The 12,306-nt window shown below is 59.2% G+C and carries 11 protein-coding genes and 1 pseudogene; 2 read left to right on the top strand and 10 right to left on the bottom strand.

Going from position 1 to position 12,306, the window contains the following annotated elements:
- Window positions 1–28 precede the first annotated feature (28 nt).
- A pseudogene (locus NA8A_RS02790) lies at window positions 29–471 on the bottom strand (DUF1801 domain-containing protein).
- Window positions 472–556: 85 nt separating this feature from the next.
- On the opposite strand from NA8A_RS02790, the gene NA8A_RS02785 reads away from it, so the two are divergent.
- Window positions 557–1,186, top strand: coding sequence for an FMN-binding negative transcriptional regulator (locus tag NA8A_RS02785; protein ID WP_009449479.1), 630 nt, complete (start codon window positions 557–559; stop codon window positions 1,184–1,186).
- 181 nt (window positions 1,187–1,367) lie between these two features.
- On the opposite strand, the gene NA8A_RS02780 is transcribed toward NA8A_RS02785, so the two are convergent.
- The 8 genes from NA8A_RS02780 to NA8A_RS02745 all read right to left on the bottom strand — a co-directional run bounded on the left by NA8A_RS02780 (window position 1,368) and on the right by NA8A_RS02745 (window position 9,738).
- Window positions 1,368–1,838 carry a YbaK/EbsC family protein gene (locus tag NA8A_RS02780; RefSeq protein WP_009449478.1) on the bottom strand — a complete coding sequence of 157 codons (471 nt, stop codon included), beginning with the start codon at window positions 1,836–1,838 and terminating at the stop codon, window positions 1,368–1,370.
- A 17-nt stretch (window positions 1,839–1,855) separates the two neighbouring features.
- The gene (locus NA8A_RS02775) at window positions 1,856–2,674 is read right to left on the bottom strand and encodes an MBL fold metallo-hydrolase (RefSeq protein WP_009449477.1); all 819 of its coding nucleotides are present in this window, start codon (window positions 2,672–2,674) and stop codon (window positions 1,856–1,858) included.
- Window positions 2,671–3,477, bottom strand: coding sequence for a TatD family hydrolase (locus tag NA8A_RS02770; RefSeq protein WP_040671664.1), 807 nt, complete (start codon window positions 3,475–3,477; stop codon window positions 2,671–2,673). The genes NA8A_RS02775 and NA8A_RS02770 overlap by 4 nt, the downstream gene beginning before the upstream one ends.
- A gap of 5 nt (window positions 3,478–3,482) precedes the next feature.
- A complete protein-coding gene (gene metG / locus NA8A_RS02765) occupies window positions 3,483–5,084 on the bottom strand; it encodes a methionine--tRNA ligase (protein WP_276274352.1) in 1,602 nt (533 codons plus the stop codon).
- A gap of 69 nt (window positions 5,085–5,153) precedes the next feature.
- On the bottom strand, window positions 5,154–6,197 hold the full coding sequence (locus tag NA8A_RS02760) for a DNA polymerase III subunit delta' (protein ID WP_009449474.1): 1,044 nt from the start codon (window positions 6,195–6,197) through the stop codon (window positions 5,154–5,156).
- Window positions 6,190–6,873 (bottom strand): dTMP kinase, encoded by a 684-nt coding sequence (tmk, locus tag NA8A_RS02755; protein WP_009449472.1) that lies wholly within the window; start codon window positions 6,871–6,873, stop codon window positions 6,190–6,192. Before tmk ends, NA8A_RS02760 begins: the two co-directional genes overlap by 8 nt.
- Before the next feature lie 198 nt (window positions 6,874–7,071).
- Window positions 7,072–8,226 carry a D-alanyl-D-alanine carboxypeptidase family protein gene (locus NA8A_RS02750; protein ID WP_009449471.1) on the bottom strand — a complete coding sequence of 385 codons (1,155 nt, stop codon included), beginning with the start codon at window positions 8,224–8,226 and terminating at the stop codon, window positions 7,072–7,074.
- Window positions 8,227–8,502: 276 nt separating this feature from the next.
- The gene (locus tag NA8A_RS02745) at window positions 8,503–9,738 is read right to left on the bottom strand and encodes a septal ring lytic transglycosylase RlpA family protein (protein ID WP_143088123.1); all 1,236 of its coding nucleotides are present in this window, start codon (window positions 9,736–9,738) and stop codon (window positions 8,503–8,505) included.
- Window positions 9,739–10,143: 405 nt separating this feature from the next.
- On the opposite strand from NA8A_RS02745, the gene NA8A_RS02740 reads away from it, so the two are divergent.
- Window positions 10,144–11,142 (top strand): DUF808 domain-containing protein, encoded by a 999-nt coding sequence (locus NA8A_RS02740; protein ID WP_009449469.1) that lies wholly within the window; start codon window positions 10,144–10,146, stop codon window positions 11,140–11,142.
- An 11-nt stretch (window positions 11,143–11,153) separates the two neighbouring features.
- Here the strand turns inward: NA8A_RS02740 and NA8A_RS02735 are convergent, their stop codons facing one another.
- Complete coding sequence (locus NA8A_RS02735) at window positions 11,154–12,224, bottom strand: linear amide C-N hydrolase (protein WP_009449468.1); 1,071 nt, start codon at window positions 12,222–12,224, stop codon at window positions 11,154–11,156.
- Between the last annotated feature and the right edge of the window lie 82 nt (window positions 12,225–12,306).

Here is a 12,306-nt window from a genome sequence, read left to right as displayed (position 1 = left end):
GCTTGAAGACGGCACTGGCGATATCCGATCACAGTCTCACCCCGGGCAGCCTGATTGTCTGCTCGATCCAGGCAGAAATCTGCGCTTCGTCGAGCCCATCATCCTCGTCAATATCGAGGTAACGCGTGCCTTTCACCTTGGAGGCCCTGGAGGGCATGGGGAGGAGGGCTGTTCCGCTCATGAAGGTAAGCTGGACATATTTCCTGTAGCATACATGGCCAGAAGCCAGCCATCTTCCTTTCCGTAGAGCGGCGTGTTCCATTTCACGGCCTTTCGAACCTCGGGAAAGATACGCTCGGCAATGGCATCCAGGCGCTTTCCAATGCCGTTCTTCCACCCGGGCATGGCCGCGATATACATCTGGACAGGCGCATTTCCTTCGCCCTTGGGGATTTGCGGATTGCCGCTCGAAAGCAGTTTTGGCTCGCTTTTCTCACTCATCGCGCAACTATCGCAGATGTCTGGCCCCATCGAAAGGCCGGGTTGGGCGCACCAATGCCTCTCTTGGCAGATATCCTGCCGGCGATCTGCAGGGAGCCGAACCCAGGAGCCAACCATGTATCTTCCACCGCACTTCAGGGAAATCGATACGGACGAGATCGAAACGGTGATCGAGGCCGCGCCGCTGGCCTGCATCGTCGCCCAGACTTCCGACGGCCTGATCGCAAATCATATCCCGGTGCTTTCCGCTCCCGGGGACATTCTGGTCGGTCACGTCGCTCTGGCAAACGACATGCACAGGCTGATCGCCCAGGGGCAGGAGGTTCTGGCCATCTTTCGTGGCGAAGATGCCTATATCTCCCCGAATTACTATCCGACGAAGCCCGAACACCACAGGCATGTTCCGACATGGAACTATCAGGTGGTTCACATCTACGGAAACATTACTTTCCAGCACGACGAACGCGACAAGCGCGCGGCGGTGGGGCTGCTCACGCGCAATCACGAGCGGCGATTGAATGGAAAGGATGCCTGGCGGATGGCCGATGCACCTGCTGACTATATGAAAGACATGCTGGGCAGCATCGTAGCCTTCAAGGTGGCTGTCACGAAGGTTGTTGCGAAATCCAAGCTCAGTCAGAACCGCGAGAAGCGCGATTACGCCGGCGCTATCTCGGGGCTGAAGGCTTCGGGTGAAACCGCACTGGCGGAGCGCATGGAGAACAAGCGTTCAAAAGCCGTATGATCTGCAGAGCAGGCGATGATAAAACGCCTTCCTCCTGGCGCTGATAAAGATCGCATAAGATAGATTATGGAACTATCATTCTAGTCAGAAGGCCAAAACCGCGCCTTGCAACCTCGGTTTCCCGCTATGCGAAACTTGCTGAACCCGCACGCATGGTCTGGCTGCGAGATGCGCAAACGCCTCACGCAACCAAGTCTGCTGCCTGAACCTTGGCTGCACGAAACAGTGTCTGGGGCTCGGCTGAAAAGACTGCATCATGCGCTCCGGCCGCAGCCCAAACCACATCGAAGCCCAACAGGCTTTCATCGCCATAGCGCGGAACACCGTCCGGCTGTCCGAGTGGTGATACGCCGCCGATGGCAAAACCTGTTTCCTCACGGATGCGCTTGGGATCAGCGCGCTTCAGCGTTTCTCCGACAAGTCCCGCCGCCTTGGCGAGATCGAGCTGTCGGACGCCAGACACGAGGAACAGGTACAGCTTTGCGCTGGTCTCGCCTTCAAAGATCAAGGACTTGACGATCTGTGCAACGCTACAACCACACTGTCGGGCGGCTTCTTCGGCGGTGCGCGTGGATTCTCCCATGCGCTTGATGTCGATGGGAAGTCCTGCGGCTTCAGCGTAAGCCTTTACACGATTGACGCTTTTGCTCACGTGAATATCCTTATATTTCAATCGGATGAAATTGAAATCTCAACCACCATACCATCATAGGCAGGCTCTATGTGATCCGGCGTTTCATTGAGCACGGTCTCGTAATCGAGCGGGATATGCATGTGGGTGAGAATGGCGCGGCGCGCCTTTATGCGCTCAATCCATTCGAGTGCTTCACCGAGCGAGAAATGGCTCGGATGCGGACGGTATTGAAGCGCGTCGATGACGAGGATTTCCGGTGTACCGATGAGCGAGACGGTCTCGCTTGGGAAATCGCTTACGTCTGGACAATAGGCGATGCCTCCAACGCGGTAGCCGAGGGAAATGATATCGCCATGTATCTGCGGCAACGGCCGGAAGGTCAGGGGACCGCCCTCGCCTTCGATGGTGAAATCCACTTCATGACTGATAGGATGTGCCTGGAGAATTGGTGGATAGCTGCTGCCGGGCGGCGTTTCAAAGCAATAGCCAAAGGCCTCATGCAGGCGCTTGAGCGTCGGCCGGTCGGCATAGATATCCATCAGCCGGCGCTGGTCGATGACGAAGCCACGCAGGTCATCGATCCCGTGGATATGGTCGGCATGCGGATGAGTGTAGACGACAGCGTCGAGACGTTTCACGCCGGCATCGATCATCTGCTCGCGGAAGTCGGGTCCGGTATCCAGCGCCACGCGGGTGACGCCGCCATTGGCGGCGATGCGCTCTATCATGGCAGCGCAGCGCCGCCTGCGGTTCTTGGGATTTTCCGGGTCGCAGGCGCCCCACTCGCCGGTGATGCGCGGCGTTCCCGGCGATGAGCCGCAGCCGAGGATCGTGAGACGCAGCCGGTCGCTCATTGTTCCTTCATGCCCTCCGGCAGCAGCGAACGCGGCACCTTGGAGAAAAGGCGGAAGAAGTTTTCCGTTGTCTGTTTTGCGAGCGCGTCTTCTTCGAGGCCGACGGTTTCAGCCAGGACCCGAGCCGTATACGCCACGAATGCCGGTTCGTTGCGCTTGCCACGCTTGGGAATGGGGGCGAGATAAGGCGCATCTGTCTCGACCAGCAGCCGATCCCGAGGGACAGTCTCAGCGATCCGACGCAATTCCTCGGAATTGCGGAATGTCACGATGCCGGAGAAGGACACATAACCTCCGAGCCGGATACCGGCGGCGGCCAGTTCGGCCCCGGAAGAAAAACAGTGCAGCACGAAGGGAAAGGCTCCCTTGCCCGTTTCCTCCTTGAGGATGGCAATCATGTCGTCATCGGCATTGCGTGCATGGATGACCAATGGAAGACGTGTTTCGCGCGATGCCGCGATATGGGCACGCAGGCCTTGTGCCTGTGCGCCGCGCGGTGCCTTGTCATAGAAGTAGTCGAGCCCGGCTTCACCGATCGCCACCACCTTGGGATGTTCGGCGAGCCGCACCAGATCGGCGGTCGTGACGTCGAGTTCCTCATCGGCATTGTGGGGATGGGTTCCCACCGAGCAGAACACGTTGTCATAGGTCTCGGCTATCGCGCGGATACGCTCGAACTGGCGTACCCGCGTCGAAATCGTGACCATCAGTCCTACACCTGCCTCGCGTGCCCGCTCAATCACGGCGTCGCGCTCTTCCTCGAAATCGGGGAAGTCGAGGTGGCAGTGGCTGTCGACCAGCATTGCGATCAAGCCCCCTCGCCTTCGGCCTTCTGCTCCACATAGCGCGGGAAGACCGGCTGCGGCGCCGGCAAATCCGCTCCCGGGACAAGGGTTGCATCATCCGACACTTCGGCGAAGGAGCGCTTATCCTCCGGCACTGCAAGGATATCGAGCAGCTTCGCCGCCGAGCCCGGAATGAAGGGCTGGCAGAGGATCGCCACGCGCCGTATCACCTCGGCGGTCGTGTAGAGCACGCTTTGCATGCGCTCAGGATTCGTCTTCTTCAAGGCCCACGGCTCCTGCCCCGCAAAATAGCGGTTTGCATCCGCCACAACGGCGAAGATTGCCGCCAGGGCGTGATGGATGGCCTGGGTCTTCATGGCCTCGCGAGCCGTCGACAGAGCGTCGCTCGCCGCCTTCAGGATGGCGAGATCCGCCTCGGCAAGGGTGCCTTTCTGCGGTACCTTGCCTTCGCAATTCTTGGCGATCATCGAAAGCGAGCGCTGGGCCAGATTGCCAAGATCGTTGGCAAGGTCGGCATTGGTGCGGTTGACGATCGCGTCGTGGCTGTAGCTGCCATCCTGACCGAAAGGCACTTCGCGCAGCAGGAAATAACGCACTTGGTCGAGACCATAGTGTTCCACCAGCGAGAACGGGTCGATAACGTTGCCAACGGACTTCGACATCTTCTCCCCGCGATTGAACAGGAAGCCATGGCTGTAGACGCGGGCCGGAAGATCGATGCCTGCCGACATCAGGAAGGCAGGCCAGTAGATGGCGTGGAAACGGGTGATGTCCTTGCCGACCACATGGAGGTCGGCCGGCCAGAAGCGCCAGCGCGGGTCCTCTTCATCGGGATAGCCGGCAGCGGTGATGTAATTCGTGAGAGCGTCGACCCATACATACATCACATGTTTCTCATCGCCGGGAACAGGAACGCCCCAGTCGAAAGTCGTGCGCGAGACGGACAGGTCCTTGAGGCCGGACTTCACGAAGCTGACAACCTCGTTACGGCGCTCGACGGGGCCGATGAACCCAGGATTGGATTCATAAAGCGCGAGCAGCTTGTCCTGATAGGCGGAAAGACGGAAGAAATAGCTCTCCTCCTCTACCCATTCCACAGGTGTGCCCTGCGGGCCGTAGCGCACGCCGTCCTCGCGCAGCTCGGTCTCGTCCTCCGCGTAATAGGCCTCATCGCGAACGGAATACCATCCCGCATAGGAATCGAGATAGATGTCACCGCGCTCCGCCATGGCCTTCCAGATAGCCTGGGAAGCCTTGTAGTGACGCTCTTCCGTGGTGCGGATGAAATCGTCGTTGGAGGCGTTGAGGACGGTTGCCATACGCTGAAATTCGAGCGCGTTGCGATCTGCCAGTTCGCGCGCGGAGATGCCTTCCTTGCGCGCGGTCTGAAGCATCTTGATGCCATGCTCGTCCGTTCCCGTCAGGAACATCACGTCCTTGCCATCGCACCGCTGGAAGCGCGCCAACGCATCCGTGGCGATCAGCTCATAGGCGTGGCCGATATGCGGTCGGCCGTTGGGATAGGAAATCGCTGTCGTGATGTAAAAAGTATCGCGGGCCATCTGGGAGAATATCCGGAATGTCATTTTCTTTGAGGCCCAGATAGCGCATCGCAGGCGCGCATGCCAGCCCGAGATGCGGTTACTTCATCCCCGTTTCCGTCTGCCGGCATTCTAGCCGCGAAATGCGGTATTCAACCGGGCAGCCAGTCCGGCAGCGTGCTGCTTGCGATCGAGGTTGAAGGTCTCAGCCTCGCGGATGGTGGTGTTGACGTCCTCCCACAGCTCCGCTGCGCGGGATGCCCCGATCCCATCTCCAGATATGGCGAGGCTCGAGGCTCGCTCGGCGATCATGTCGAGAACCGCGCGATTGAAGATCGCGAATTGCACATCGCGCTCACGCCCGCTCACGGCATCGCCCAGACGCAAAGCTTCGGCCGGATCGAAATCGCGGGCATTCACCAGCTTGTGCAGGATGTCCGTGATTTCCGCGCCGCCGAACTGCGAGAGAAGGATTGCATTGCGCACACTTCCCTGCGAGCGGGAAGCAAGCTCTGCGCCGGTACTTTCGTCGGCCGCGCCCAACTCAGAAAGAAGCTGCATCAACTGCCGATCCTGAAGCGGTTGAAGTCTCAGAACCTGGCATCTGGAGCGGATCGTGGGCAGGAGACGTCCGGGCGAATGGGTGATCAGCACGAACACCGTACGCGGCGGCGGCTCCTCGAGGCTTTTCAGAAGTGCGTTGGCGGCACTGATGTTCATGTCGTCGGCGGGGTCGACGATCACCACCCGATACCCGCCATCATGCGGCGTCAGGGACAGGAAGCGCTGAATGCGCCGGATTTCATCGACCGTGATGACGGTCTTGAACTTCTTGTCCCGCTCCACGAAAGGCCGCGTCAGATGAAGAAGCGATGGATGGGCATCCTGCGCGATCAGGCGGAAGGTCTGTGAAGCCGGATCGGGCGCAACGAAACGCTCGGGAGCTGAAGAGGGATCGGGATTTGAAAGGAGATGATTTGCCAGGTGGAAGGCAAGCGTTGCCTTTCCGATCCCCGGCGGGCCAGCCAGCAGCAGACCATGGTGCAGTTTTCCGGCACGGTAGGCGCTCGCCAGAAGAGACGCGGCCTCATCATGGCCGATGAGAAGCGGGTTCTCTGAGGGCTCGGGTATCTCCGGCAGGGAATCGAAGCGTTCCGGCGCAACGCGTTCATACATTGCCCCTGCCCCCCCGCGCAGCAAGATTGTCATCCCGCTCCCTGCGGGCCATTGCCGACAGAGCCGCTTTCAGCACATTGGCCGCTACTTTCTCTGGAGCGTCGGACGCATCCACCACCACGCAACGATCTGGCTCCTTCTTGGCGATTGCCATGAAAGCCTTACGGCGCTGGCGATGAATGGAGAGCGTTTCCTTTTCGAAACGGTCGGGGGCTTCGGCTCCACGCCGCGCCCCTGCCCGGCGAAGCCCCTCCTCCGGGTCGATGTCGAGAATGACTGTCAGATCCGGGAGCATTCCGTTCACCGTCACACGTTCAAGCTCGGCCATGAAATCCGCATCCAGATTTCCGGTCACGCCCTGATAGACGCGGGTGGAATCGTAAAATCGGTCGCACAGGACAATCGCACCGCGTTCCACCGCCGGGCGGATCAGCTGTTCGACATGATCGGAGCGGGCAGCAGCAAAGAGGATCGCCTCCATGGCAGGGCCGAAGGTTTCGGCTGCGCCCGACAACAAAACATGGCGCACTGCTTCCGCTCCGGGAGAGCCACCAGGTTCCCGGGTTACGATGACTTCGCGGCCCTGCTCGCGCAAAGCTTCTGCAAGCCTGTCGATCTGGGTCGACTTGCCGGCACCGTCGCCTCCTTCGAATGTGATGAAGAAACCGCGCGACAAAACGATCGCATCCCTTCGTTCGGTCCGGTGAGCCAGAATTGACGGGCGGCGTGCCCGCTCGCCGCTCGATTCCGAACGGCAGTTCAATTGCTATAGGCCCTCGGCACGCAAAGGTCCACGGTGAGCGAGGCTTCTCAACATGCGGCAAACGCAGTTACGGTTAAATAAGCCGGCTTTACCGATGGCAGGCTGCCGGGGCTATAGATGGTATTTGCGCAACCATCCCGTCAGAAGTTCGCCGACGGCATCCAGTGCCCTGTCCTGCAGACGCCCCATCCCCACATTCTCGGCGGCATAGAGCGGTGTTTCCTGACTGAGCGTGTCGCCAATCCAGACCTTGAGCGTTCCGATCCGCGCGCCTGCTTCCACCGGAGCTTCGACGGGGCCCATATAGACGATGCGCGCGGTCAGCCTGTCGGCATCGGTGATCGGTCGAAAGATCGCCACCGGCCCTCTGGCCGTCACCGCAAGGTCGGGCCTGTCGCCGCCGAACACGGCGACCCGCCCCACGGTTTCGCCCGCTGCGAATATCTCGGTCTTTTCGAATGCACGAATGCCCCAGTCGAGCATCTTGCGCGCTTCTTCCGCGCGCTCTTCGTCGCTGGCGAGGCCATTCATCGCCACAAAGAGACGGCGGCCTTCGCGCTTGACCGCGCCCACGATCGAATATCCGTCTTCCTTGGAATACCCGAGAGCCAGCCCTTCCGCACCGATATCCATCTTCAACAGCGGATTGCGATTGCGCTGGAATATCTTGTTCCAGGTGAAGGCTTCCTGGGCATAGAAACCGTAGAAATCGGGATACGTGGCAGCAATGTGGGAGGACAGCGTGACAAGGTCACGCATCGTGACATGCTGCCCTTGCGCGGGGAGCCCTGTGGGATTGACGAAAACGGAATTCCTCATTCCGATCTCGCGGGCGCGCTCGGTCATGACACGGGCGAAATTCTCTTCCGAACCCGCCATTCCTTCCGCGATGATGATGCAACCGTCATTGGCGGATTGCACCGTAACCGCCTGGATAAGCGCTTCAAGTGGAACTGACGACTTGACGGCCGCAAACATGGTTGCAGTGCCGGAAACCGCACCGCCCGTCCGCCAGGCATGTTCGCTGACATAGAACTCGTCGTCGAGCTTGAGTCTGCCGCTTTTGATGGCATTGAAGGCCACTTCGGCGGTCATCAGCTTTGCCAGCGAAGCCGGTGGGACGGGATCGTCGGCATTCTTGGAAAAGAGAACCGTGCCGGTTTCGGCATCGATCATGAACGCCTGCTTGGCCCGCGTTTCGAACAATTGCGCGGAGGCCCCATGAAGGCCGGACAGGAAAATGAGGGCAATTAGCAAAAGGCGCATCGCGGACTTCTTAATGCTAAGCATTAGGACCCCGCATAAAGTCTCACCCGGAAAGGTTTGTTTTTTATTAACCATACCGGTTCGCGGCGCAAAAACGCGCATCGCGGAAACGCAAAACCCGAACACAACACCGCCCACCCAATTCAATCTAGGCGACGAGTTTACAGGAGAGGCCCCGGTTCAATCAACCGGCTGCATGGAATTGGCTAGGCTAGGAGGGATTTGCGGCAGATGAATTATCTTGCCGCATTATGAGGTCGCGCGTGGACGCTGTCACTACCGGACAGCAAAGGCATCCGTCGCGCCGGCAGCCCATGCCGTCTGGAGCATTCTATCCAGGGGCATGCGTCCGTCCGGCTGGACATTGAGAGCAAAGAAGACATTGCCCTCATCATCGACGACGGCTTGGATTTCGCTAGCGCCGATCTGCGAGAGCTTGTCAGCCATGTTCGCTGCTTCGTCGCGGGTCTGCCAGGTGCCGGCATTGAGATAGCCGTCCGCAGCAGTCTCTTTCTTGCCCGACGTAGCGCCCTTCCACCAGATTGTGAGATCGGCCGAGTTCAAGTCGCTGTCGAGGACCGTATCGAAGGCGCGCGCTGCGCCGGCGATCCGCCTGTCAGCATAGGACAATGCCGCAACTTCGACACCGCCAACATCTGACGGCGGCACCGCATGCGGGCGTGCCGGAACAATCGGACCTGTGGATGGAAGCACGAATTCGGCTGCGGCTGGAACAGCGGCGGGAGGCGTCAGCCCCGGCTGGCTGGCAAAGGCGTTTGCGGCAGTCACGCCGGGCAGCGATGATGTGGGTGTCGCGCCGTTCATGGCGACCATCACGCCGCTCGACAATCCATCGGACGGATCGGGCGCAGCATTGCCCGGCCTGTATGACGCCATCAGATACTGGTCGTCACGACCTTCGATCGGCGCCGGGCCGACATATTCGACCTTTACCTGTGCAACACCGCTGCTCTGGTAGTCGAGAAGCTCGGCAGCGCGTTTGGAAAGATCGATCAGACGATTGTGCGCAAAGGGCCCACGGTCGTTGACACGCACGACCACGGAACTGCCATTGGAAAGGTTGGTGACGCGCGCATAGCTGGGCAGCGGCATCGTGGGATGTGCAGCCGTCAAATGCGTCATGTCGTAGACTTCGCCATTTGCAGTCAGGCGCCCATGAAACGCATCGCCATACCAGGAGGCAGCGCCCGTCTTCACATAATCGGGGTCTTCCTTGGGCTTGTACCACTTGCCCTTCACCTGATAGGGCTTGCCGACCTGATATCGACCACCGCCGCGCGGAAGGTTCGAGCGCAGGCTGGATATACGGGGGCTGGCTTTCACGCCATATTCCGACTCGGCAAAATATTCTTTGCTCTTGGTTTTGTTGACGGCCACTTTGGGCGTCGTGGAGGTGCAGGCGGAAAGCAGAGCGAGACATGTCGCACCGGCAATCGTCGCGTACAGGCGGCGCATGGAATTCCGGCCGCTTAAAGACGTAACAAGGCTCATGCGCCTTACTTCCCCCAGACAATTCAAATGACCGACTGAACAGCCCCCGACGGCCTGCTTCACCGGCACCATGGCAATCCACGCAAATATGCCCTCCGCACTTTGCGCGCTACAGGTTAGCACGGTGTAAATCCAATGTGGCGGGAAATGGGCAAAAATGTGAGAAATGCATCTGGCGGACAATTTGACGCCCTGTGCGCATCAACCAAACAGCTCTTTCGCCATCAATTCCGGGCGATATTGGGAAAAGGCCTCCGGTTTCCTGGGAAAAAATTGGCTTCGCTCTGGCGTTGTCAGCGGTTCGTCACCACAATCTTTCAATAAAACAGCTTATCCCTGCAGACATCGCTGGATGGCATCGAGCGATGATTCTCTTGCCTCCAGCCAAAATGAACCGGAAACCCAATGAGCGGATTGCTTGCCCTACTCGACGATGTCGCAGCGCTGACGAAGATCACGGCGGCGCAATTGGACGATGTGGCTGCGCAAGCTTCCCGGGTTGGCGTCAAGGTTGCAGCTTCCGTCATCGATGATACCGCCAAGGCCGGCGCAAAGTCGCTCGGCGCGGTGATCGACGATACCGCCGTCACTCCGAAATATGTGAAGGATTTGCCGGCTGCTCGCGAACTTCCCATTGTCTGGCAGATTGCCAAGGGATCGCTTTTCAACAAACTGGTCATCCTGTTGCCGCTGGCGCTTCTTCTGAGTGCATTCGCCCCGTGGCTTATTACCCCTCTCCTGATGTTCGGCGGCGCCTATCTTTGCTTCGAGGGCGCTGAAAAGCTCGTGCACGTCTTTCATCCGGAAAAGGGGCATGAAGACATACCTGCCTCTCTCGATGCCGCGCATCTGGAAAAGCAGCGCGTGGCCGGCGCGATCAAGACGGATTTCATCCTGTCTGCCGAGATCATGACAATCGCCCTTGCCGCGATCGAGGCGACCGGCCTGTTCATGGAGGGGCTTGTGCTTGCCCTGGTTGCCATCGGCATCACCGTGCTCGTCTATGGGAGCGTCGCACTCCTGGTAAAAGCTGATGACTTCGGCCTTCACCTGTCACAAATCGGACGGCTTGCCGGGACCCGCTCCGTCGGCCGGTTCATCGTGCGTGGCATGCCGAAGCTGATGGCATTCATTTCGGTAGTCGGAACCGCCGCCATGCTTTGGGTCGGCGGGTCAATCGTCATTCACGGTCTGGAAGCCCTGGGTTGGCACATGCCGGGCGATGCGATCCATCAGCTTTCAACGGCCGCCGCAGATGCGGTCACGGCGGCAAAAGCCGCCGTGGAATGGGTTGCCAAGGCCGTTCTCGACGGCATATTCGGCCTCTGCCTCGGGCTTCTTCTTTTCCCGGTCGTGCAGTATCTGCTTATGCCGCTGCGCAACGTGCTTGCGCGCGACAAATAGCAGCCACCCGCTCAAAGCCCCTGGAACTTGAAAGGCTCAGCCTCGCTGAACTCAGCGGAAGCGTCGCCGGAATAGGTGTGGTCCTGATCCTGCCCGAGATCGAGCTTCATCACCTTTCCGGTTTCGGCGGAGAAGTCGAGTTTCTTCAGATCGACCCAGAATGTGTTGGGCGTCATGGCGGATTCGAAGAAATAGAGCTGGCGCTTGTGATCGAAAACGGTTCGCCAGCGGGTCGAGGAAATTTCCGGCTGATCGGGCGCAGCAATGCCCAGCGGAACCGACACGTTCCGAATGACACCGAAAACGCTCGCCAATGCCCGGTTCGGCTGAGCATCCTGCGGGATCGCGTTGACATAGAAAGCCGCACGAACGAAACGGTCCGCTGCGCGATTCGTCCCCGGCAACATGACTGTGCCGCCAATATCCTTCCAATAGGAAGACAGGGCCAGTTGCTGATCGAAGACAGGCGAATTGGTCATCACCTGATATTTGCGACTGTGGTGAATGACCTGCTTACCATCGATATATTCGACGATAGCGCTATCGCCGCTTGTATCGGAAAGAGACAGATGCAGCGTGGTCAGGCGCTCCTGGCCCGGCACCATATCGGTCACAACCGTAAATTCTTCCTTGGAAAGCGCCTCGACGGCCTCTTCCACGGTTGCGAAATTATCAAGCACATATTGCGCCCAGGCAGCGATTGTCAGGCCGGGTTTGCTGCTCTCGTCGAATTTCGGATATTCGGATTCAGCCAACCACAATACGTTTGCGACAAGCCCCGCCTCGTTGGCCCCGTCCGTGGTCGAAATATCGTATCCGGTTGCGACCACGGAGCCGTATTTTGCCGTCCAGCGCAGGGAATTCGGACCGGCCTCGCCGCTGCGTTCCATGCCCCGCGGCAGGACATAGAGATTGGTCCCTATATCGTATTTCCAGTCCATCGAGCGGGCGGTGATCGTGTCGCCGTTCTCCCCCAGATACACGAAACGCGTGCAGGCGTCCGCGATCACCGGGGACAGGGCTGTCGAGGCCGCTATGGCTCCAATCGAGAGGAGTCTTTTAAAACGGAAATACAGGGGCATAGTGCATTCCTTTAAGCCAGTTTATCAGAGTGAATCGATGCGCTCGATCCACTGCTCCGCGGACCCTATCCGACCAGCAAGA

It is taken from the genome of Nitratireductor indicus C115, from assembly GCF_000300515.1.
In the GTDB taxonomy this organism is placed as follows: domain Bacteria; phylum Pseudomonadota; class Alphaproteobacteria; order Rhizobiales; family Rhizobiaceae; genus Nitratireductor; species Nitratireductor indicus.
Note: the sequence above shows the minus strand (reverse complement) of the source record. Positions and strands in the feature narration are given on the sequence as shown.